This is a genomic window from Kitasatospora sp. NPDC001095 (assembly GCF_053598615.1).
In genome coordinates this window covers 14,638-36,737 of the sequence record NZ_JBSFKQ010000006.1, presented here as the reverse complement: position 1 = coordinate 36,737, position 22,100 = coordinate 14,638, and the positions used below count along the sequence as shown (strand labels likewise).

Below are 22,100 nucleotides of genomic sequence, written 5' to 3'. Positions count from 1 at the left end.
GTCAGGACCGAACCGCAGGATGACCCGATGATCACGCGGACGGCCGTCGCGGCGACGACCTCGGCCCCTCCCCGGTAACCGACCCGTGACCGACCCGTGACCGACCCCGCGACCGACCCGGCGACGGCTCCGGTCACTCCGCGGCGGCTCCGGCGGCCTGCGCGGACCCGTCGTCGGGGGCGCCGGCGGCGAGCGCGGTGACCGCCTCGACGATCCCGGGCACGGCGAACAGTCCCGCGAGGTCCCGCACCAGGCGCCCGGTCGGGCCGTCCGGGCGCTCGTCGGCGAAGAAGGAGGCCAGTTCGGCGGCGAGAGCCGGCTCGCGGGCGGCGGTGAGGGTGAGCGCCGCGACGAACTCCTGCACCAGGTGCAGCTGGAGCTCCTCCAGCGGCACCGAGCGTTCGGCCAGCCACTCCAGCGAGGTGATCTCGGCGTTGGCGATCCAGGCCCGGACGGTCAGCCGCAGCCCGACACTCGGCGCCGGGATCGCCAGGTGGGCCAGGATCTGCTCCTGCGCGGCCCGGCGCACCTCGTCGATCACCGCCGAGGTGCCCGCGCTGGCCGCCACCGAGCCGCCGCGAAGCAGCGCGGCGAAGCCCGGCCCGTGGCTCTGCACGAAGTCCAGGTAGCGGCCCATCACGCGGTGCAGCCGCTCCGACAGCGGCCCTTCCATCGGCTCCTCGAACCGGGCCGACAGTTCCTTCCCGGCCCGCCGCAGCGACTCCTCGTACAGTGCCTGCTTGCCGGGGAAGTAGTGGTACACCAGCGGCCGGGAGGCGCCCGCGGCGGCGGCGATGTCGTCGATCGACACCTCCTCCGGCGGCCGCCGGGCGAACAGTTCCAGCGCCACGGCGATCAGTTGCTCCCGCCGCTCGTCCACGCTCAGCCGCCGGCGCGGCCGCTCGCCCGCCGGCCGGGCGGAGCCGCCGGCGCCGGCGGCTGCGGAGGTCCGTGCTGCGTGGTCGGCCGTCGGCGACGGCGTACGGGAGGCCATGCGCGCCACCCTAGTTCGTCGAGGGCCGTCCGGTGGAGCCAGGGGCCCGGCGCGACCGGCCCGGGCACGGCTCCCGAGTCCCGCGGTCGCCGGGATCAGGCGGAGCGGAGGCCCAGATAGCGGCGGTAGGCCTCGACGCCGTCGGGGACGAACGGGTCACGGGTGAGGCGGTCGGCGAGTTCGGCGGGGGTGAGCCAGGCGTGCCAGGCGACCTCGGACTCCTGGGGGGAGACCGGGCCGTCCCACTCGGCCTCGTACATGTCGCACCACCAGGAGAGCCGGTCCTGGTCGAAGCCGTCCTGCTCGAACCGGTCCTGCTCGAAGAGGAACTTGAACAGCGGGCGCGGGGCGATGCCGTGGACGCCGAGCTCCTCCTCGGCCTCCCGGACGGCGGCCTCGGCGTAGGTCTCGCCGGAGCCGACCACGCCGCCGACGAACATGTCGTACGCGCCGGGGGCGAACAGCTTGGTGTCGGTGCGGCGGTGGACGAAGATCCGTCCGGCCGGGTCACGGACCAGGATGAAGACGCAGCGGTGGGTGAGCCCGCGCCGGTACACCTCGCCGCGCGCGGCGGTCCCGATCACGCGGTCGTGCTCGTCGACGACGTCCAGCAGTTCCTCGGCAGGGTTGGTCATGGGGGACAGGTTAGGGTTTCCGGGCTCGGTTCGAACGAGTTCGGTCGAAGACAGTCGAATGACATCGAGAACGAGCGTGAGCGGCACGGGAAACAACGGAACTGGTCGAGGGCGGCGCGCGGTGGTGGAGATCTGGGGCGAGACGGCCGAGGGGTTCGAGCCCGTACGGGCGGCCTTCGCCCGCAACTTCGCCGACTACGGCGAGCTCGGCGCGGCCTTCGCGCTGTACGTGCGCGGCCGCAAGGTGGTCGACCTGTGGGGCGGCGACGCCCGGCCCGAGGTCGGCGGCCGTCCGGCGCCCGCGGTGCCGTGGACGGCGGACACCGCACAGGTGCTGCGCTCGGTCACCAAGGGCCTGACCGCCACCACCGCGCTGCTGCTGGCCGAGCGCGGCCTGCTCGACCTGGACGCCCCGGTCGCCTCGTACTGGCCGGAGTTCGCGGCGGCCGGCAAGGGCCGGGTACCGGTGAGCTGGCTGCTCTCGCACCAGGCCGGAGTGCCCGCGCTGGACGTGCCGCTGCGGTTGGAGGACGTGCTCACCTGGGAGCGCGCGGCCGCCGCCGTCGCCGCGCAGGCGCCCGCCTGGGAGCCCGGCACCGCGCACGGCTACCACCCGTACACCTTCGGCTGGCTGGTCGGTGAGGTGGTGCGCCGGGTGAGCGGCCGGACGATAGGCCGGTACTTCGCCGAGGAGATCGCCCGGCCGCTGGGGCTGGACCTGTGGATCGGACTGCCGGCCGGCGCCGCGCCCAGGGTCGGCAAGCTGGTCGACCTGCCGGCCCCGGAGGCGGCCAGGACCGGGCCGAGCGGGCTGCGGCTGCGGCCCAAGCAGGCCGTCCGGGACGCCTACCAGGACCCGGCCTCGCTGACCGCCCGCTCCTTCGCCTCGGTGCTCCCCGGCGTGGACCTCAACGACCCGGCGGTGCAGGCCGCCGAGATCCCCGGCGCCGGCGGCATCGGCACGGCCCGGTCGCTGGCCCGGTTCTACGCGGCGCTGATCGGTGCGGCCGACCGCCCGGACGGCTCCGGCGCGCTGCTGCCGCCGCTGCTCGGCCCCGAGGTGCTGGCGCGCGCGGTCGGCCCGGCGGTGAGCGGTCCGGACCGGGTGCTGATCGTCAACTCCACCTTCGGCATGGGCTTCTGGCGGCACGGCCCGACCGCGCCGATGGCCTCCCCGGCGAGCTTCGGCCACCCGGGCCGGGGCGGGTCGCTCGGCTTCGCCGACCCCGACCTGGGGCTGGGCTTCGGCTACGTCACCAACGGCATGCAGCCGGGTGTCACCGGGGACGTCCGCTCGCGGAACCTGATCCGCGCGGTGCGGGGGTGCCTGGGGCTGGACCGGTAGGGCGCGTCGGACGGCCGGCGTCGGACGGTCGGCGTCGCGCGCCCGGCGTCGGGCGTCAGGCGGGACCCGTCGGGCGCGCCCCGGGCTCAGGCCTGGCCGGTCTCGAAGCGGCTGACCTTCCCGCCGTCCACGGTGAAGCGCCAGGCGGTGCGCATCTCGCCCCAGGTGTCGTTGGTGAAGTTGGCGACCAGCGTGCGGCCGCCGTCGGATTCGGTCTGGACGTCCATCCGACCGTGGGTGGTGAAGATCTCGCGGTCGATCCAGTCCGCCAGGTTCCGGTCGGAGCCGTCGTCGGACATGGTCGCGTCCTCGGCGAGCAGCCCGACGAAGGCCTCGCGGTCGCCCGCGTTGATCGCGGTGACGGCGGCGCGGACGACGGGGTCGCTGAGCTTGGCGGTGGCGATGGTCACGGGGACTCCCGGGAGGGTGAGGGGTTGGGGGAGTCCTGTCTACGGCGTTCGCGCGGGCTGTCCGGGCATGTCGGCGGCGCGTCGGTGAATCGGCCGCATTCCTGTGCTTTGATCCCCCTGAACAGGCGGTCCGCCCCGGAGCCCGCCACGGGGAGTGGCGAGGGAGCGGGAGGCCCCGGTGGGCCTCCCGCTCCGCTTTCCCGCCTGAGCGGTCCTCCCCGGTGCGCTGTTCCTCCCAGGCGTACGGGCCTGAGCGTTGTCGTACGAGCCTTCCGGGGTGTCCGGGCCCCGGCCTAGAAGAAGCCGACCGCGTCGGGGGAGTAGCTGACCAGCAGGTTCTTGGTCTGCTGGTAGTGCTCCAGGAGCGCCTTGTGGTTCTCCCGCCCGATGCCCGAGTTCTTGTAGCCGCCGAAGGCCGCATGGGCCGGGTAGGCGTGGTAGCAGTTCGTCCAGACCCGGCCCGCCTGGATGGCGCGCCCGGCCCGGTGGGCGGTGTTGAGGCTGCGGGTCCAGACGCCCGCGCCGAGCCCGTACTGGGTGTCGTTGGCGAGCGCGACGGCGTGGTCGAAGCCGTCGAAGCGGGTGACCGAGACCACCGGCCCGAAGATCTCCTCCTGGAAGACCCGCATCGAGTTGTCGCCCTCGAAGACCGTCGGCGTCACGTAGTAGCCGCCGGCCAGCGCGCCGCCGAGGTCGGCCCGCTCGCCGCCCACCAGGACCTTGGCGCCCTCGTCCCGGCCGATCTCGAAGTAGGAGAGGATCTTCTTCAGCTGCTCGACGCTGGCCTGGGCGCCGACCTGGGTCTCGGTGTCCAGCGGGTTGCCCTGGCGCATCGCGCGCACCCGCGCCAGTCCGTCGCCGAGCAGCCGCTCGTAGACCGGGGACTCGATCAGCGCGCGGCTGGGGCAGGTGCAGACCTCGCCCTGGTTGAGGGCGAACATCGCGAAGCCCTCGACGGCCTTGTCGTAGAAGGCGTCGTCGGCGGCGGCGACGTCCGAGAAGAACACGTTGGGGCTCTTGCCGCCGAGCTCCAGTGTGACCGGGATCAGGTTGTCGGCCGCGGAGCGGGCGATCAGCCGGCCGGTGGTGGTCTCGCCGGTGAAGGAGATCTTGCGGACCCGGGTGCTGGCGGACAGCGGGGCTCCGGCCTCCTCGCCGAAGCCGGTGACGATGTTGACCACGCCGGGCGGCAGCAGGTCGGCGGTCAGCTCGGCGAGCAGCAGCACCGAGGCCGGGGTCTGCTCGGCGGGCTTGAGGACGACCGTGTTGCCGGCCGCGAGCGCCGGGGCGAGCTTCCAGATCGCCATCAGGATCGGGAAGTTCCACGGGATGATCTGGCCGACCACGCCCAGCGGCTCGTGGAAGTGGTACGCCACGGTGTCCTCGTCCAGCTGGGAGAGGCTGCCCTCCTGGGCGCGCAGCGCACCGGCGAAGTAGCGCAGGTGGTCGACGGCGAGCGGGAGGTCGGCGGCCAGCGTCTCGCGCACCGGCTTGCCGTTCTCCCAGCTCTCCGCGACGGCGAGCTGCTCCAGGTTCGCCTCCATCCGGTCGGCGATCCGCAGCAGGACCTGCGCGCGCTCGGCGGCCGGGGTGCGGCCCCAGGAGGGGGCGGCGGCGTGGGCCGCGTCCAGGGCGGCCTCGATGTCCTCGGCGGTGCCGCGGGCGACCTCGGTGAACACCTCGCCGGTGACCGGGGTCGGGTTGTCGAAGTACTCGCCGCGCAGCGGGGGCGTCCATCCGCCGCCGATCCAGTGCTCGTACCGGGACCGGTAGGCGACGATGCTGCCGGGGGTGCCGGGGGGTTGGTAGACCGTCATGCTGGGTGTCTCCTCGCTGCGTCGGGCACCGCCCGGTGCGGCTCGGGCCACGGGCGGTGCGCCGGGCCGCCCGGCAGGGGCGGTCCGGCGGAGGGTACGGACACGCAATGGGACCGGCGCTCCGTCGGGGGCGCCCGTCGCGGAGCACGATAGCCGCCGGGCACCCGACGCGGCTACGGTCCGTGCGCCGGGCGGGTACGGAGGGTGCGCCTTCCGGTCGCTCTCGGGGGTGCGCGGGCGGGAGGGGCCGGCACGGATCACCGGGACGTCCCGGAACGGGATCATCGCGGCTGCCCGGGGAGGGATCACCGCCGCTGCCCGGAGAGGGATCACTGCGGCTGTCCCGGAACGGATCACTGCGGGGGCGCGTGTTCCGGTCGCGCCCCCGCATGCGCTGTCGCGCGCCGCCGCGTGAAGGCGGGGCCGCCCTCATGGCGTGCCGCCGCACGCCGCCGTGCGTCGGGGGACCGCCCCCGTGGCGTGCCGCCGCACGCCTCCGCGTGGCCGGGGCAGCACCCTCGGGGCGCGCCACCGCACGCCCGTCGGACGGCTCCGGGCGCGTGGCGGTCACACCGCCTGGTACCGGCCGGTGCGGGCCTCCCAGCTGAGGTAGCCGGCCAGCCAGGTGAGCAGCCCGTCCGCGTACCGTTGGGCGATCGCCCCTTCGATCCGGGAGAGGCCCAACTCGCGGTGCACGTCCGGCAGTCTGTCGCGCAGCTCGGCGCAGCGGTCGACCATCAGCTGGGCCTCGGCGATGACCACGGCGCAGGCCTCCTCGGCCGAGCAGCGCCGCTCCCGCTGGACGATCATGACCAGGTTGTTCACGTCCCCGCGCGGCGCCTCCAGCGGGTACGAGCGCACGTCGTTGCTGAGTGACGGTATGTCGGCCGCCAGCTGGCGGAGTTGACGCAGCACCGGGTGGTGCAGGACGGCGGCCGGGACCTCGAACTGGCCCAGGCGCTCGACCATGTCGAAGATGGTCTCCATGGCCGCGGTGCCCCGTCGGAGCTCCAGGTAGCCGTCGCGGTCCGGTGGCCGGGTGGAGATCCGGCCGGCCGCCTCGGCCGGGTGGCTGGCCAGGTAGTACTCCCAGTTGTAGGCGGCGCGGGCCTGCCAGCGGGCCGGCATGCCCTGCACGCTGCGGTTCCACAGGTCGGCGAAGGCGGTCTCGACCGGGGACCCCTGGTCGGGGCGGGCGCCGTGCAGGACGGCGATCAGCCGCTCGCAGATCGGGGCCACCTCGGCGGGGCGGCGGCCGAGCGGGCCGTCGAACTGGTCGTCGAAGAGGAAGTAGAAACCCATCAGGTCGGCGGCCAGGGCGAGTTCGTCCGGACCGGCGTCCGGGTAGCCGAGCGCGGCGAGGTCCACCACCTCCCAGTGCGCGTAGCCGGGGTGGTCGACGTCGGGCAGCAGCGGATGGCGGATCAGCCAATCCCGGTGCAGTTCGGTGGCGCGCCGGCCGTGCGGACTGCGGCGGTGCGGGAACGGAATCTGAAGTGAAGTGTCGTCAGACATCGGACTCCCGGTGCAGCGGAGGGTGGGGGCGCTTCTTATTCGAGCACTGTCGGTGTGGGGAGTTGACGTGGAGGGGCGCGAGTGCTGGGGGCGGATTTCGCAAGATCATCTGCGCCTCGAAGGCCGTAGGGTATCTGATGCAATGATCGGACGTTAGGGATATTGGGCGATTGCCCTCGACGGTACGCCCGAACCCCCACCGTCCGCCCCAGCCTGCACGAATGCCCCACGGGAAGGTCCGTGCGGCGCTAACCTCGGCTCCACGCAGTGATGGAGCTGTGACGCGAGCGGGCGAGGCGGAGGCGCGAGGGTGACCGAGCAGGAGAACGCAATTGGGGCGGGTGCTGGTTCCGCCCCCGACGGCGACGTCACCGCGCCCCGGGTCCGGTTGCGAGACCGCGACGCCGAACTGCGCTCGGTGGAGGCCGCCGTCGACCGGCTCTGCCGCGGCTTCGCCGCCGGCGGCACCGAGATCGGTGACCTGCTCACCTTCTCCGGCCGCCCCGGCATCGGCAAGACCAGTCTGCTGCACGAGGTCCGGCGGCTCGCCAAGGTCCGCGACGGCGCCACCGTGCTGTTCGCCCGAGGCGGCGAACGGCAGTTCAAGGAGCCGTACCACGTGCTGCGCCAGCTGCTCCAGCCCGTGCTCACCGACCTGAAGCCCGACGTGTTCAGCCAGGTCATGGGCACCTGGGAGGAGGTCGTCGGGCCGGCCATGGGTCTGAAGCAGCCCAAGGTCGGTGCCCGCCGCCTCGACCCGCAGGGCGTGCGCGACGGCCTCGACTACGTCATCACCCAGCTCGCGCCGCGCCGCGCGCCGATGGTGATGATCGTCGACGACCTGCACTGGGCGGACGGGGAGTCACTCTCCTGGCTGACCAAGTTCGCCATCCGATCGAGTGAACTTCCTGTCCTGCTCGTCTTCGCCTTCCGGGAGGACGAGAACGACTGGCCCGCCGAGACCCAGGACTTCCGCCGGGACGTCCTCGCGCTCAAGGGTCGCAAGCACGAACTCAACCGGCTCTCCCTCAACTCCGTCACCGACATGATCCGCGCCGAGCTCGGCGACAAGGCCGAGGACGCCTTCTGCTACGAGTTCTGGAACGTCGTCAACGGCAACCCGTTCGAGGCCAACACCCTGCTCGACCAGGTCCGCGAGCAGGAGCTCGAACCCGTCGAGGAGAACTCCCGGCAGCTGCGCGAACTCGCCGTCGACGCCGCCGGGATGACCCTCAAGAGCTGGCTGGACCGGCTCGGCGCCAGCACCCTGCGCTTCGCCTGGGCCTGCGCGATGCTGGGTACCGACATCCGGGTCGACCTCGCCACCCGGATCTCCACCCTGAGCACCGAGGGCGCCCGCGAGGCCATCAAGCAACTGCGCAAGCAGCGCGTGCTGACCCAGACCCCCAACGGGAACCTGGAGTTCGTCCACCCGCTGATCGCCAGCTCCATCTACAACACCATGCCGGACGCCACCCGCCTCGGGATGCACGGCATCGCCGCCGCCGAGATCGAGAACGCCGGACTCGGCCTGCTCGCCGCCTCCCGCCACCTGGTCGAGACCCACTCCGGCGAGGGCGACGACCGGATCGTCAAGAAGCTCCGCCGCGCCGCCGTCGAACACCAGCTGATCGGCGCCCCCGAGGCCGCCCAGCGCTGTCTGCACCGCGCGCTCAACGAGCCGCCCGCCGACGAGATCAAGGCCGAGGTGCTGTACGAACTCGGCTGCTCCGCACTGCTCACCGACCCCGTCGCCACCGTCAACCAGCTCAAGCTGGCCCTCGACCCCGACGAGGTGCCGCTGCGCCCCGCACTGCGCGTGGACGCCACCTTCCGGCTCTCCGAGGTGCTCGCCCACGCCGGTGAGCTGGGCCAGGCCGCCGTGGTCTGCCAGGACGAGGCCGAGCGCACCGCCGACCCGGCCGCGCGCCAGCGGCTCCAGGCCGCCTCGTTCATGTGGCACGCCTTCCGCAAGTCCGAGGAGGACGGCCCCGGCCGCTCCGCCCGGCTCGGCGAGATGTGCCGCAACCTGGGCGGCCGGGAGGCGGCCGACCGGGCCGTGCTCGCCATGCGCGCCTGGGACCTCACCCTGTGCGGCGCCCCCTCCGCCGAGGCGCTCGCGCTCGCCGACGAGGTCCTCGACGTCGGCCGACTCCCCAAGGGCCTCGGCTGGACCGACACCACCTGGGGCTTCGAACTGCCCTCGATGCTCGGCCTGACGTACATCTACAACGACCGCATCGCCCAGGCCGAAAGGCTGGCCGCGGACGCCATCATCCAGTTCGAGATCGCCGGTTGGAGCGGTGCCCACCGGGGCTTCGCCTACTTCCTGATGGGCCTGGCCCGGTTCCGCCGCGGCCTGCTCGCCGAGGCCGAGGACTTCCTTCGCCGGGCGTACCGCATCTCCGAGCGGATCGGGGAGAAGCTTCCGCTGGCCTGGGACGCGATCGGTGTGCTGGTCGACACCCTGATCGCCCGCGGCCGGGTGGACGAGGCCTGGAACCTGGCCAACGAGTTCGGCTTCCACCCGCCGTACCACTCGACGGCCATGGTGCTGCCGGACGCCGCCTCGCTGTACGGCAAGCTGCTGGTCGCCAAGGAGAAGTACGCGGGCGCGGCCGCCGCGCTCACCGAGGCCGGCGCCCAACTGGAGGTCCGCGGCTGGCGCAACACCGTCTGGGCGCCCTGGGCCGGCCACCTCGCCATCGCGATCGCGCGCGACGAGCCCGAGCGGGCCCGCGAGTACGCCCAACAGGCGGTCATGGACGCCCGCGCCTTCGGCACCGCCTCGGCGATCGGCAGCGCGCTGCGCCTGCAGGCCAGGATCGAGGACGGCCAGGCGGCGGTCGAGCTGCTGGAGGACGCCGTGACGTACCTCGGGCAGTCCCCGGCCGGCTACGAGCACGCCGTCGCGCTGGTCGACCTGGGCGCCGCGCTGCGGCGGGTCGGACGGCTGGACGACGCCCAGGAGTACCTGTACCAGGGCATCGAACTGGCCCAGCACTGCTCCGCGGAGGGGTTGGTCGACCGGGCCCGGCGGGAGCTGGCCAACTACGGCCTGCGGCCCAACCGGCTGGGGCTGCGCGACTTCCGGGAGACCATCGACACGCTCAGCAGCGCGGAGTGGGAGGTCGCCAAGCGGGCCGTGCAGGGCGTGCCGCCGCAGCGGATCGCCGACGAGCTCGGGGTGCCGATCGGCCTGGTCAACCGTCGGCTGGCGGCGGTCTACCGCAAGGCGGGCAGCGGGCCGGACGGGCTGGCCTCGGCGCTCGGGCTGCCGCAGCAGCAGCGGGACGCGGGCTGGTTGGAGGACCTGGACGACTAGGAGTGGGTGGCGCGTGGCGGTCGGTGGCCGCAGGGTCTCGGGCGGCGGGGTCTCGAGCGGTGGTGCCTGACGGGCGCGTAGCCGGTGCCTGACGGGTGTCCAGCCGGTGCCTGCCGGGTGGCCAGGGGCCCAAGTGGTGGACGGCGGCGCGCGCGGCGGCGCGTGGGTGCGCGGAAGCGCCTGCGCCGCGCCTGCCGTCGCTAGGCTGACCGAGACGGGGCTGCCGCGGCGCCCCCTCGACGGACCCGGAACCGGGCGGCCGCGGTGCGACCGGGCCGCCAGTGAGGAGCAGGCCAATGGCGAGCGAGGCCACCAGCGTGCGGCAGGAACCCCTGGAGCCCTCGGGCGCCGGCGCCGCGATCGGCCGCTGGACGCTCACGGCCGGCCCGTACGAGGCGAGCGTGCTCACCCTCGGCGCGACGCTGCACACCCTCAGCGCACCGGACCGCGCCGGCCGCTCCGCCCAACTACTGCTGTCCACCGACCGGTTGGCCGAGATCCTCGGCCCGGCCCGGCACTACGGCACGGTGGTGGGCCGGTACGCCAACCGGATCGACCGCTCGTCGGTCACCATCGACGGCGAGGAGCACCAGCTCGCCGGGACCGGCGGCGGCATGACCATCCACGGCGGTCCGGACGGCTTCGCGCACCGGATGTGGGAGGCCGAGCAGGTCGAGGGCGGGGTGCGGCTGGCACTGCACAGCCCGGACGGGGACCAGGGCTTCCCGGGGGCGATGGACGTCACCGTCACGTACACCCTGGCCGCCTCCGGTGAGCTGGTGATCGCCTACCGCGCCGTCACCGGCAAGCCGACCGTCGTCAACCTGACCAACCACGCTTACTTCAACCTCTCGGGTGAAGGCAGCGGCGACGTCCTCGGCCACCTGCTCACCCTGGACGCCGACGCCTACACCCCGGCCGACGAGCGGCAGATCCCGTACGGCAGGACCGAGCCGGTGGCCGGCACGCCGTTCGACTTCACGCTGGCCACGCCGGTCGGCAAGTCGGTGCACGACGAGCACCCCCAGCTGACCGGGCCGGGGGGCTACGACCACAACTGGGTGCTGCGCGCCCGGCCGGCGGACGGCAGCCCGGCGCGGGCGGCGCGACTGGAGGACCCGGTCAGCGGCCGCACCCTGGAGGTGCTGACCACCGAGCCGGGCATCCAGGTCTACACGGCGAACAAGTTCCAGGGCACGGTCACCGGCGCGAGGGGCGTCCCGTACGGGCCGTTCGCCGGGATCGCGCTGGAGACCCAGCACTTCCCGGACTCCCCGCACCACCCGGCGTTCCCCAGTACGGAGCTGCGGCCGGGGGAGGAGTTCCGTTCGACGACCGTGCTCCGGCTGGGGACCGACCGGTAGGGCCGATCGGTGGGGGCCGATCGGTGAGTCGGGCCCTACCGGTCGACCGGTGGTTCGGTCCTACGGCCGCAGGTCCCGGCGCATGCAGAGCCGGGGCCAGCGGTCCAGACCGTGCTCGGCCTCCTTGCGGCGGATCTCGCGCAGGCCGGGGGTGAGTTCCTCCCCGGCCAGCGGGCGGAAGCCGCAGCGGGCGTAGTAGGGGGCGTTCCAGGGCACTTCGGCGAAGGTGGTGAGGGTGAGCGCGGGGGCGTCGGCGGTCTCGGCGAGGTGCTCGATCAGCGCCCGGCCGATGCCGCGGCGAGCGTGGTCGGGGTGTACGGAGACCTGTTCGATGTGGAGCGCGCCGTCCACCGGCTCGGCCAGCAGGTAGGCGGCGACGGTTCCGTCGGGGGCCTCGGCGACCAGGGCGACGCCCCGGTCCAGGTAGGGCGCCAGCTCCTGCGGCGCGGGGGGTTCGTCCTCGGCGATCTCGGGCATGCCGATCGCGGCGAAGGGTGCGCCGGCGGCCCGCTCCAGCTCGGTGAGCAGCGGAAGTTCGTCCCTGGTGACGGCTCTGATTCGCATGCGTCCAGTCTGCTGCAGGCCGTTTTCGGCCACGGACGGTGGTTTCGTCAGCCAGTCCACAGCGGGGCGAATCGGACGAATTCGGGCAATCGGTGCTGCCATCAACTACCGTGCGGCAACGTCAAGGACACGCGGGCGTAACGATCGCGGTTTCTTGCAGAAACTTGCTGCAAGGACTTTCCGTCCTTCTTGTGCCGCTGTTAACTTCCTTCCCGAGCCCGACGGCAGCAACGGTGCGGTCGGTACGAGGCAGCCACATTATGCGCCTGTCTCCGAACATCTCGGGCACCCCCACCCTCCAAGGAGTTCTCATGCGGCGTGGCATCGCGGCCTCTGCCCTCGTTGTGGCCCTCGCGGTCTCGATGGCTGCCTGTAGCAGCAGCGGCTCCAGCTCCGACGGCAAGGCCGACGGGCCGGTCACCCTCACGTACTGGGACACGTCGAACGCCACCAACGAGGCGCCGAACTACCAGGAGCTCGTCAAGAAGTTCGAGGCTGCGAACCCGAACATCAAGGTCGACTTCGTCAACGTCCCGTTCGACCAGGCGCAGAACAAGCTGCAGACCGCCATGGGGGCCAAGGGCGCTCCGGACGTGTTCCGCTCCGAGGTCGGCTGGACCGCCGCCTTCGCCAAGGCCGGCTACCTCGAGCCGCTGGACGGCACCCCGGCCGCCGCCGACACCTCCGCCTTCCAGCCGAGCCTGGTCCAGCAGGCCAAGTACGAGGGCAAGCTGTACGGTGTCCCGCTGGTGACCGACACCCTCGGCCTGATGTACAACAAGGAGCTGTTCGCCAAGGCGGGCATCACCGAGGCGCCGAAGACCTGGGACGAGCTGAAGACCGACGCCGCCGCCGTCAAGGACAAGGCGGGCGTGGACGGCTTCTGGCTGAAGGCCGCGGACGGCTACTACGCGCTGCCGTTCCTGTTCGGCGAGGGCACCGACACCGTCGACGCCGCCGGCAAGAAGATCACCATCACCTCGCCGGAGGCCGTCAAGGCCGTCGAGACCTACAAGACGATGTTCACCTCGCCCGGCACCGCCAAGGCCGACGTGACCACCGACGCCTACGCGCACATGATGGACGCCTTCAACAGCGGCAAGGTCGCGGCGATCATCCAGGGCCCCTGGGAGATCACCAACGTCTACAAGGGCTCGGCCTTCGCGGACAAGAGCAACCTCGGCATCGCCGCCGTCCCGGGCGGCTCCGCCGGCAAGGGCGGCGCCCCGACCGGTGGCCACAACATCTCCGTCTACGCGGGCGCCGACAAGGCCCACAAGGCCGCCGCGGAGAAGTTCGCCGCCTTCATGACCTCGGCCGAGAGCCAGGCGTTCATCGCGCAGAAGAACGCCACCCTGCCGACCCGCTCCGACGCCTTCACCGCCGACGTCAAGGCCGACCCGGGTATCGCCGGCTTCCAGGCCGTGCTGAGCAGCGCCAAGCCGCGCCCCGAACTGCCGGAGTACAGCTCGCTGCTGGCCTCGCTGAACACCAACCTGGGCAAGGTCGTCCAGGGCACGAGCACCCAGGACGCGCTGAACACCGTCGCCACCGACTACGCCAAGCTCCTGCCGGGCTTCGCCAAGTAGTCCCTGTGCCCGGCCCGCCGGCCGACGGGTGACCGTGAACGGGTGACCGTGAACGGGTGACCGTGGACGGGTGACGACGGACGCGGGACGGCGAACGAATAACAGAGAACAGATTTCATCATCTGTCAGTTGTCATCTGTTCGCTGTCCGTCGTCCGCTGTCTCCTGCCACCGCCACCGCCACCCGTCACCCCTCCGGCGGGCCGGGCCGTCGGCTCCCCCGAGAATCCCCCCGAGAAGGTGCAAACGATGTCAGTCGCCGTGCAGGGCGCCACCGACAAGGGCAGCCGGGAGCGCGAGCAGCGTCCGGGCCTGCTGGAACGCGTGAAGCGCTCCTACTCCAAGCACTGGTACGCCTACGCGATGATCGCGCCGGTCGTGCTGGTGCTCGGCGTGCTGGTGCTCTACCCGCTCGCCGAGGGCATCTGGCTCACGCTCACCGACGCCAACAGCCTCAACGTGGCCCGCAAGATCGGCGTCAACGAGATCCCGGCGAGCTACGAGTTCGTCGGCTTCCACAACTACGCCGACATCCTGTGGGGCCCCGGCTCGTACGACCGCTTCTGGTCGCACTTCGTCTGGACCATCGCCTGGACGGCGGTCTGCGTCTTCCTGCACTACACCCTCGGCCTCGGTCTCGCGCTGCTGCTCAACCAGAAGATGCGCGGCCGCGCCGCCTACCGGATGCTGCTCATCCTGCCCTGGGCCGTACCGACCTTCGTGACCGTCTTCTCCTGGCGCCTGATGCTCGCCGACGGCGGCGTCGTCAACGGCATCCTCTCCTTCCTGCACCTGCCCGAGCCGGGCTGGCTCACCGATCCGTGGGCGCAGAAGGCGGCCGCGATCATGGTGAACACCTGGGCCGGCGTGCCGTTCATGATGATCTCGCTGCTCGGCGGACTCCAGTCGATCCCTGCCGAGCTGTACGAGGCCGCCGAGATGGACGGCGCCAGCGCCTGGCAGCGCTTCCGGTACGTCACCCTGCCAGGGCTGCGCTCCGTCTCCTCCACGGTCGTGCTGCTCGGCGTGATCTGGACGTTCAACCAGTTCAACGTGATCTTCCTGCTGTTCGGCACCGGCGCCCCCGACGCCCAGCTGTTGGTCACCTGGGCGTACCGGCTCGGCTTCGGCCAGATCCCCCGGGACTACGCGCAGTCCGCCGCCTACGGCGTGATCCTGCTGTCCATCCTGATCGTCTTCACCGCCTTCTACCGGCGCTGGCTCGCTCGCAACGAGCAGGCCAACGGCTGAGGCCCCGGACCCAGTTGACCCACGAAGGCAGGTAACCCGATGAGCACCACCACCGAACTCCCGACCCGCGCGGGGGCCCCGGCCGCCCGGCCCGCCAAGGCCCGCCGCCGCGGCGAGCGCAGCCCGCTGGCCCGGGCGCTGTCCCACGGCACCCTGATCCTGGCCGGCCTGATCGCGCTGTTCCCGGTCGCGTGGATCCTGTTCGTCTCGCTCGGCCCGGACAAGACCGACTACCTCCACCCCGGCCAGATCTTCGACAAGCTGACGCTGTCGAACTACCAGCACGTGCTGGCCGACACCGACTTCTTCACCTGGTTCGGCAACGCCCTGCTGGTCTCCGGCATCACCACCGTGTTCGGCGTGATGCTCGCCGCCACCACCGGCTACGCCGTGTCCCGGATGAAGTTCCCCGGGCACAAGCCGCTGATGTGGTCGCTGCTGGTCACCCAGATGTTCCCGATCGCGGTGCTGATCGTGCCGATGTACACGATGCTCTCCGAACTCGGCCTGCTGGACAGCTACACCGGCCTGATCCTGGTCTACTCGACCACCACCGTGCCGTACTGCGCCTGGCTGCTGAAGGGCTACTTCGACACCATCCCGGTCGAGATCGACGAGGCCGGCCGGGTCGACGGGCTCAGCCCGTTCGGCACCTTCTGGCGCCTGGTGCTGCCGCTCGCCCGCCCGGGCCTGGCGGTGGCGGCCTTCTACTCCTTCCTCACCTACTGGGCCGAGGTGCCGTTCGCCTCCACGTTCATGCTCAGCTCCGACAAGTACACGTTGGCCGTGGGCCTTCAGACCTTCGTCAGCGAGCACGACGCCCAGTGGAACCTGATGGCCGCGACCGCCGTGCTGATCGCGATCCCCTCCGCGGCCTTCTTCTACCTGGTGCAGCGCCACCTGGTCACCGGACTGACCGCCGGTGCCTCCAAGTCGTAGCGCGCCGCCGCGTCGTCACGCGCCTCCACATCCCAGCGCCTTCCGCTCCTCTAGTCCCCAAGGGATACCGTCCATGACCCAGAACCTGGCCGACACCTCCCGGCCTGCCGCCGACACCGCTCACGAGGCGAACGTCAGCGCGTCCAGAGGCTGGTGGCGGGACGCGGTCATCTACCAGGTGTACCCGCGCAGCTTCGCCGACTCCAACGGCGACGGCATGGGCGACCTGCCCGGCATCCGCAGCCGCCTGCCCTACCTGCGCGACCTCGGGGTGGACGCGGTCTGGCTCTCGCCGTTCTACGCCTCGCCGCAGGCGGACGCCGGCTACGACGTCGCCGACTACCGCGCGGTGGACCCGATGTTCGGCACCCTGCTGGACGCCGACGCCCTCATCCGGGACGCCCACGACCTGGGCCTGCGGATCATCGTCGACCTCGTCCCCAACCACTCCTCGGACCAGCACGAGTGGTTCCAGCGCGCGCTGCGCGAGGGCCCCGGATCCCCGCTGCGGGAGCGCTACCACTTCCGCCCCGGCAAGGGCGAGCAGGGCGAACTGCCGCCCAACGACTGGGAGTCCATCTTCGGAGGCCCGGCCTGGACCCGCACCGAGAACCCGGACGGCACCCCCGGCGACTGGTACCTGCACCTGTTCGCCCCGGAACAGCCCGACTTCAACTGGGAGAACCCGGCCGTCGCCGACGAGTTCCGCTCGATCCTGCGGTTCTGGCTCGACATGGGCGTGGACGGCTTCCGCATCGACGTCGCCCACGGCCTGGTCAAGGCCCCCGGCCTGCCCGACCTCGGCGGCTCCGACCAGCTCAAGCTGCTCGGCAACGACGTCATGCCGTTCTTCGACCAGGACGGCGTGCACGAGATCTACCGCAGCTGGCGCAGGATCCTCGACGAGTACCCGGGCCAGCGGATCGGCGTCGCCGAGGCCTGGACCCCGACCGTCCAGCGCACCGCCAACTACGTCCGCCCGGACGAGCTGCACCAGGCCTTCAACTTCCAGTACCTGGGCACCGACTGGGACGCCACCGCGCTGCGCGAGGTGATCGACCTCTCGCTCGACTCGATGCGCCCGGTCGACGCCCCCACCACCTGGGTGCTGTCCAACCACGACGTCACCCGGCACGCCACCCGGTTCGCCAACGAGCCAGGCCTGGGCACCCAGATCCGCACCCCCGGCGACCGCGAACTCGGCCTGCGCCGCGCCCGCGCCGCCACCCTGCTGATGCTCGCGCTGCCCGGCTCGGCGTACGTCTACCAGGGCGAGGAGCTCGGCCTGCCGGACGTCACCGACCTGCCCGACGAGGTCCGCCAGGACCCGTCGTTCTTCCGCCAGGCCGGCCAGGACGGCTACCGCGACGGCTGCCGCGTCCCGATCCCGTGGTCCGGCACCGAGGCCCCGTACGGCTTCGGCCCGGTCGCCGGCGGACCGTCCTGGCTGCCGCAGCCGGCCGAGTGGGCCGGGCTGAGCGTCGAGGCGCAGACCGGCGACCCGACCTCCACCCTGGAGCTCTACCGCAGCGCGCTGGCCGTCCGCCGGGCCCAGCCCGACCTCGGCGCCGGCACCGGGGTCGAGTGGCTGGAGAGCCCCGAGGGCACCCTGGCGTTCCGCCGCGGCGCCTTCGTCTGCACCGTGAACACCACCGGCGAGCCGGTGCGGATCGCGGCCCCGGGCGCGCTGCTGCTCGCCTCGGCCGACGTCGTGGTGGACGGCGGCGAGACGGTGCTCGCACCGGACAGCACCGGCTGGTGGGCGGTCTGACGTGGTTGGAATAGGCTCTGGGACCGTGACTACGGCGCGACTCTCAGACATCGCGGCGCAGGCGGGGGTCAGCGAAGCCACCGTCTCCCGCGTGCTCAACGGCAAGGCGAACGTTTCCGCCGCCACCCGGCAGACCGTTCTGGCGGCGCTGGACGTGCTCGGGTACGAGCGGCCGACCCGCCTGCGCCAGCGCAGCGCCGGGCTGATCGGTCTGATCACGCCGGAGCTGAGCAACCCGATCTTCCCGGCGCTGGCCCAGGTGATCGAGCAGGTGCTCAGCCGGCACGGCTACACCCCGGTGCTGTGCACCCAGACGCCGGGCGGGTCCACCGAGGACGAACTCGTGGACATGCTGGTGGACCGGGGAGTGGCGGGCATCGTCTTCGTCTCCGGACTGCACGCCGACAGCACCGCCGACCACGACCGCTACGCCCGGCTGGCCGGACGCGGGGTGCCGTTCGTGCTGATCAACGGCTACAGCGAGAAGATCGACGCGCCTTTCATCTCGCCGGACGACCGGGCCGCGATGTGGATGGCCGTCCAGCACCTGGCCGAACTCGGGCACGAGCGGATCGGGTTGGCCGTCGGGCAGCGCCGGTACGTGCCGGTGCTGCGCAAGATCGAGGGCTTCACGGCGGCGATGCGCGAGGTGCTCGGGCACAGCGGGGAGGCGGCCGAGAACCTCGTCCACCACACGCTGTTCAGCGTGGAGGGCGGGCACGCGGCGGCCGGCGCGCTGCTCGACAAGGGCTGCACGGCGATCGTCTGCGGGAGCGACATGATGGCGCTCGGGGCGATCCGGGCGGTGCGCCAGCGCGGGCTGTCGGTGCCGCAGGACGTGTCGGTGGTCGGGTTCGACGACTCGCCGCTGATCGCCTTCACCGAGCCGCCGCTGACCACGATCCGCCAGCCGGTCGAGGCGATGGCCACGGCGGCGGTCGACGCGCTGCTGGAGGAGGTCGGCGGAAACGCCGCCCAGCGGGGCGAGTTCATGTTCCAGCCGGAGCTGGTGATGCGCGGGTCCACGGGGGCCTGCGCGCGCTGAGCGCCGGCGGCCGCGGCCGACGTACGGGCCCTGGAGGGCGGTTGCCCTCCGGGGCCCTTCGGCGTGCGCGCGGCCGGTCGTGGCGGCCGTCGGTGGTCGTGGCGGCCGTCGGGTGGTCAGCCCTCCTGGGTGGTCGGCCCGTCGGCGGTCAGGCGGTGCCCGTCGGTCGCGTCGCCGGTCCGGGTCTCGGTGCGGCGGCCGCGGGCCAGGTAGTCGCGCAGGACCAGTTCGACGGCGTCCTGGGGGTTCTTGGTGCCGGAGAGCATCATCACGTCGATCGCGAGGTTCGCGTCGAGGGTGACGGTGACCTGGGCCATGTGGACTCCTCCTCGGGTGTCCTCGGGTGCAGAGCAGCAGCATGCCCGTTGGAGCGGGGATCCACCACGGGGATATGGCCGGAGGTACGTCGGAACCCCCGGGGAGAGCGACCAGACTCTCCCCGGGGGCGGTGGGTGGTCAGCGTTCGGGCGACAGCTGACAGATGATGAAATCTGTTACCTGTTACCTGAGGCCCGTCGGCTGTCCGACTGCGCGCCGTTCTCAGACCCGGCCGGCGAAGTCCGGGGCCCAGTTGGCGATGCTCTGCTCGCGGACGCCCGAGCTCGGGTTGGCGGCCTCGACGTACTTGCCGTTGCCGACGTAGATCGCGACGTGGTAGACGCCGGAGTCCTTGCCGTTGTTGGACCAGAACAGCAGGTCGCCCGGCTTGAGGCTGTCCAGCGAGACGTGGGTGCTGGCGGCGGCCTGGTCGGCGGCGACGCGCGGGACGGAGATGCCCGCGGCGCGCAGCGCGGCCTGGGTCAGACCGGAGCAGTCCCAGCCGCCGTTGCCGGTGCCACCGTAGACGTACGCCTGACCGATCTTCGACTCGGCGAAGGCGACCGCGGCGGCCATGCTGCCAGTGGCGGCCGGAGCCTGGGTCTGGGCCTGCGGCGCGGGCTTGGCGGCCGGCTTGGCGGCCGGGGCCGGGGTCTGCGCGGTCGGCTGGGCGTTCACGGCACCGCCGTTCGCGGACTGGCCGGACTTCTGGGAGCGGTCGGACCCGGTGGAGTCCGAGCCGGTCGCACCGCCGAAGGACAGCTGCTGGCCCGGGTAGATGGTGTCCGGGCCCTCGGTCAGGGTGCCGCGGTTGAGCTCGTACAGCCGCTGCCAGCCGCCCCGCACATTGTGCTGGTCGGCGATCGAGGACAGCCAGTCGCCCTCGACCACGGTGTAGTCGCCGCCCTGGGCCTGCTGCTGACGCTTCTGGACCCAGTCGCCGCGGTTGCCGGAGGCGGTGGAGCCGGCGGTGGCCTGCGCGCCGTCCTGGGCGGGCGCGGCGGGCTTCGTGGCGGGGGCCTGGGGCGTCGCGGCCGGAGTGGCCGGCTTGGCGCTCTGGACGGGCGCGGCGGGCTTGGAAGGGGTCGAGCCCGTGGCCGAGCCCGCCGAGGTGTCGACGGCGGCCGGGGTGCCGCCCTTGGCCAGGCCGGCCTTGACGGAGCAGACGGGCCAGGCACCCGGGCCCTGCGAGGCGAGGACCTTCTCGGCGATCGCGATCTGCTGGTCCTTGGTGGCCAGGTCGGCGCGCGTCGCGTAGGCGGTGCCGCCGAAGGCGGACCAGGTGCTGGAGGTGAACTGGAGGCCGCCGTAGAAGCCGTTGCCGGTGTTGATGCTCCAGTTGCCGCCGCTCTCGCACTGGGCGACCTTGTCCCAGGTGGCGACGGAGGCGGCCGAGGCGGTGCCCGGGGTGAGGCAGGGGACGGTGAGGCCGACGCCCGCGACGCCGAGGGCGGCGATCACGCGGCGGGTTCGGCCGGGCAGGCTGGTGCCGTTGGTGGGCAGCATGAAGACGGAGTCCTCTCCCACGCCTGCGAGGTGAGCTGTCGGATTCGGGCTGGAGTTGCCCGGCCGCGCCGGTGGGCGCGGCTTCACCCCTAGCCCTGGACCGTTCCGCAGACCGGTCCGGGGCGACTTACCTGTGGGTCCCCCGCTCCTGCCGTGGTGCGTTTTCGCGCTGCCAGGACATCCGACGGCAGGACTCGGCGTTGCGGATGAACCGGGTTCGTGTGGTCACGAACGGGGAGCACGTTAATCAGACTCAAGTTCAAACTGCAAACCACTGTGATGCGCATCACGGTTTAGTGGGAACTGCCAAAATTGCCGCCATCCATGATCGTAAATGATCGTTTTCGGGCAATGTCGTTGCTGGAGTCGACAACTGGCTCCACCTCAGAGCTGATGTGACACCGCGCCGAGTCGCGGAGCCGGCGCACCCTGGCGGTGGGGGAGTGGGCGCGATTCGAACACCTGGGCCTGCGCTCCCTATTCCCTTTCAAATGCCACCAGAACGGACATTCCGCGCTATTTTTCGCGTCATCGTCGTCATTGCCGTCCGCATCCGGGCGGGAGGGTGACGCGGGAGGGGCGATCCGGGAGGGACGACGCGCGGGCGGTGGGAGGGATAGAGCGAAGGGCCCGGAACGCAAGCCGTTCCGGGCCCTTCGGAGCGCGCCGAGCGGCGCGCGGAGTCGAACTACTGCCCGGCGGGCGCCTCGGCGGCCGCGTGGGCGCCGCGAGCACCCTCCACGACCCCCTCGGCCTCGGCGGCGGCCGCCGCCTCCGCCTCGGCCCGCGCCAGGTCCTCCGGGGACGGCGTGGGCAGCGCGGCCAGGTACGTGGAGGCGATCAGCTGGCCGACCGACGGGTACGAGCCCAGCGGCGCGGCCGACGGGCAGCCGGTCTCCTCGGCGGCGGTGGCGAGCAGCTCGGAGTCCGCCTCCGGGCCGATCACCAGCGGGGCCAGCGCCGGGCGCTGCGAGCCGGTCTCCTTGAGGTGGTTGACGGCCGCGGCCACCGAGCCGGGCACGTCGAGCGCGGCGGCGACGACCGGCACGGCCAGTCGGGCGGCCAGCAGCACGCCGGTGATGCCGGCCGCGGCGGCAGCGTCCTCGCCGCCGACGGTGGTCAGCACCACGCCGTCCGCGGCGGTCGCGATGGCGAACAGCCGGGCGCGGTCGGCCCGGGCCAGCCCGGCCTCGGACAGCCGGACGTGCACGGCCTCGGCCAGCAGCGGGTGCGGGCCCAGCGGGTCGGTGACGGGCGCGCCGTACTCGGCGGCGAGCGCGTGAAGCTCGGTCAGGAAGGTGTGCGGGCCGGGCACCAGCGGCACCAGGACGGGCATCGGCAGCCCGGCCTCGGCGGCCAGGGTCAGCAGCTCGGCCACGGTGCGGTCCTCGCCGTCCGCGCCCTCGGTGCCGTCACCCGGGAGGTAGCCGACCGCGGTCTGGACGCCGTTCTGCTCGGTGCGGACGATCGAGAGCAGCTCCTCGACGACCGAGCGGGACTCGGGCCCGGCGGTCGCGGGCACGGCGAGCACCAGGGCCGGGGCGCCGGCCGGGATCTCGGGGCGCTCGGGACGACGGTGGCGCCCCCGCGCACGGGAGCCTGGAGTGCGGACGGGCAGTGGCGCGCCCGGGATGGCTGCGGTGCTCATGCCGGAGATCGTAGGACATCTGCCCGTCAGGCTTGCAGTCGGCTGCCGTGCGGGATTCACGCGAG

The 22,100-nt window shown here is 72.4% G+C and carries 17 protein-coding genes and 1 riboswitch; of the genes, 8 read left to right on the top strand and 9 right to left on the bottom strand.

Annotated elements, in window-relative coordinates:
• Window positions 1–133: 133 nt before the first annotated feature.
• Window positions 134–994, bottom strand: a complete 861-nt coding sequence (locus ACWDBB_RS07860; protein ID WP_449788731.1) for a TetR/AcrR family transcriptional regulator — start codon at window positions 992–994, stop codon at window positions 134–136.
• 95 nt (window positions 995–1,089) lie between these two features.
• Window positions 1,090–1,629 (bottom strand): NUDIX hydrolase, encoded by a 540-nt coding sequence (locus ACWDBB_RS07855; RefSeq protein WP_449788730.1) that lies wholly within the window; start codon window positions 1,627–1,629, stop codon window positions 1,090–1,092.
• A gap of 121 nt (window positions 1,630–1,750) precedes the next feature.
• Here ACWDBB_RS07855 and ACWDBB_RS07850 point away from each other — a divergent pair, with 121 nt between their 5' ends.
• Entirely contained in the window at window positions 1,751–2,974 is a 1,224-nt protein-coding gene (locus ACWDBB_RS07850) for a serine hydrolase (RefSeq protein WP_449788876.1), read from the top strand.
• Between the two features lie 86 nt (window positions 2,975–3,060).
• Here the strand turns inward: ACWDBB_RS07850 and ACWDBB_RS07845 are convergent, their stop codons facing one another.
• The 3 genes from ACWDBB_RS07845 to ACWDBB_RS07835 form a co-directional block, all read right to left on the bottom strand.
• Complete coding sequence (locus ACWDBB_RS07845; RefSeq protein ID WP_449788729.1) at window positions 3,061–3,384, bottom strand: nuclear transport factor 2 family protein; 324 nt, start codon at window positions 3,382–3,384, stop codon at window positions 3,061–3,063.
• Between the two features lie 293 nt (window positions 3,385–3,677).
• The gene (gene exaC / locus ACWDBB_RS07840; protein WP_392875681.1) at window positions 3,678–5,201 is read right to left on the bottom strand and encodes an acetaldehyde dehydrogenase ExaC; all 1,524 of its coding nucleotides are present in this window, start codon (window positions 5,199–5,201) and stop codon (window positions 3,678–3,680) included.
• Between the two features lie 567 nt (window positions 5,202–5,768).
• Entirely contained in the window at window positions 5,769–6,716 is a 948-nt protein-coding gene (locus ACWDBB_RS07835; protein WP_449788728.1) for a terpene synthase family protein, read from the bottom strand.
• 310 nt (window positions 6,717–7,026) lie between these two features.
• Here ACWDBB_RS07835 and ACWDBB_RS07830 point away from each other — a divergent pair, with 310 nt between their 5' ends.
• Window positions 7,027–10,041 carry an ATP-binding protein gene (locus ACWDBB_RS07830; RefSeq protein ID WP_449788727.1) on the top strand — a complete coding sequence of 1,005 codons (3,015 nt, stop codon included), beginning with the start codon at window positions 7,027–7,029 and terminating at the stop codon, window positions 10,039–10,041.
• A 296-nt stretch (window positions 10,042–10,337) separates the two neighbouring features.
• A complete protein-coding gene (locus ACWDBB_RS07825) occupies window positions 10,338–11,405 on the top strand; it encodes an aldose epimerase family protein (protein WP_449788726.1) in 1,068 nt (355 codons plus the stop codon).
• A 60-nt stretch (window positions 11,406–11,465) separates the two neighbouring features.
• Here ACWDBB_RS07825 and ACWDBB_RS07820 read toward each other — a convergent pair whose 3' ends face one another.
• Entirely contained in the window at window positions 11,466–11,969 is a 504-nt protein-coding gene (locus ACWDBB_RS07820) for a GNAT family N-acetyltransferase (RefSeq protein WP_449788725.1), read from the bottom strand.
• A 311-nt stretch (window positions 11,970–12,280) separates the two neighbouring features.
• Here ACWDBB_RS07820 and ACWDBB_RS07815 point away from each other — a divergent pair, with 311 nt between their 5' ends.
• The 5 genes from ACWDBB_RS07815 to ACWDBB_RS07795 all read left to right on the top strand — a co-directional run bounded on the left by ACWDBB_RS07815 (window position 12,281) and on the right by ACWDBB_RS07795 (window position 18,563).
• Window positions 12,281–13,558, top strand: a complete 1,278-nt coding sequence (locus ACWDBB_RS07815; RefSeq protein WP_449788724.1) for an extracellular solute-binding protein — start codon at window positions 12,281–12,283, stop codon at window positions 13,556–13,558.
• A 248-nt stretch (window positions 13,559–13,806) separates the two neighbouring features.
• Window positions 13,807–14,808: a carbohydrate ABC transporter permease gene (locus ACWDBB_RS07810; RefSeq protein WP_449788723.1), complete on the top strand. Its 1,002-nt coding sequence runs from the start codon at window positions 13,807–13,809 to the stop codon at window positions 14,806–14,808.
• A gap of 39 nt (window positions 14,809–14,847) precedes the next feature.
• Window positions 14,848–15,747 (top strand): sugar ABC transporter permease, encoded by a 900-nt coding sequence (locus tag ACWDBB_RS07805; protein ID WP_449788722.1) that lies wholly within the window; start codon window positions 14,848–14,850, stop codon window positions 15,745–15,747.
• Window positions 15,748–15,820: 73 nt separating this feature from the next.
• Window positions 15,821–17,518: a glycoside hydrolase family 13 protein gene (locus ACWDBB_RS07800; RefSeq protein ID WP_449788721.1), complete on the top strand. Its 1,698-nt coding sequence runs from the start codon at window positions 15,821–15,823 to the stop codon at window positions 17,516–17,518.
• Between the two features lie 25 nt (window positions 17,519–17,543).
• Window positions 17,544–18,563, top strand: a complete 1,020-nt coding sequence (locus ACWDBB_RS07795; RefSeq protein ID WP_449788720.1) for a LacI family DNA-binding transcriptional regulator — start codon at window positions 17,544–17,546, stop codon at window positions 18,561–18,563.
• Between the two features lie 116 nt (window positions 18,564–18,679).
• Here the strand turns inward: ACWDBB_RS07795 and ACWDBB_RS07790 are convergent, their stop codons facing one another.
• From ACWDBB_RS07790 to ACWDBB_RS07780, 3 genes are all read right to left on the bottom strand, one after another.
• Window positions 18,680–18,880 (bottom strand): hypothetical protein, encoded by a 201-nt coding sequence (locus tag ACWDBB_RS07790; RefSeq protein ID WP_449788719.1) that lies wholly within the window; start codon window positions 18,878–18,880, stop codon window positions 18,680–18,682.
• 223 nt (window positions 18,881–19,103) lie between these two features.
• Window positions 19,104–20,408 carry a transglycosylase family protein gene (locus tag ACWDBB_RS07785; RefSeq protein ID WP_449788718.1) on the bottom strand — a complete coding sequence of 435 codons (1,305 nt, stop codon included), beginning with the start codon at window positions 20,406–20,408 and terminating at the stop codon, window positions 19,104–19,106.
• Window positions 20,395–20,558: riboswitch (cyclic di-AMP (ydaO/yuaA leader) on the bottom strand. Its footprint overlaps the gene before it by 14 nt.
• Before the next feature lie 517 nt (window positions 20,559–21,075).
• Complete coding sequence (locus tag ACWDBB_RS07780; RefSeq protein WP_449788717.1) at window positions 21,076–22,035, bottom strand: sirohydrochlorin chelatase; 960 nt, start codon at window positions 22,033–22,035, stop codon at window positions 21,076–21,078.
• Window positions 22,036–22,100: the final 65 nt, after the last annotated feature.